The organism is Streptomyces sp. HSW2009 (assembly GCF_040240285.1).
GTDB lineage: Bacteria > Actinomycetota > Actinomycetes > Streptomycetales > Streptomycetaceae > Streptomyces.
On the sequence record NZ_JBEHZD010001195.1, the window covers coordinates 1 to 341 of the forward strand.

The window sequence follows — 341 nt, forward strand, 5'->3', positions numbered from 1 at the left end:
AACACCGTCGCCTTCCAAGCCCTCTACGCCCGCACCACCCACTGGACCCCCACCCCCACCGACCCCACACCCACCCAGCGGCCGATCCTGGACCGCTGGCTGCTCAGCGAACTCCACACACTGACCGACGAGGTCACCCGGTCCCTGGAGAACTACGACACGCAGCGCGCGGGCAAACTCCTCTCGGTCTTCGTGGACAACCTGTCCAACTGGTACGTACGCCGCTCCCGCCGCCGCTTCTGGCAAGGCGACCCCGCAGCGCTGCGCACCCTGCACGAGGCCCTCCAGACCGTCACCCAACTCATGGCCCCCCTCACCCCGTTCATCACCGAACGCGTCTG

Annotated in this window: 1 protein-coding gene; it reads left to right on the plus strand. The window is 68.0% G+C overall.

Features of this window, described 5'->3' with window-relative positions; translation table 11 throughout:
• The coding region (locus AAHZ94_RS35175) for a class I tRNA ligase family protein (protein WP_349997702.1) at positions 1 to 341 on the plus strand (341 nt) is incomplete at both ends.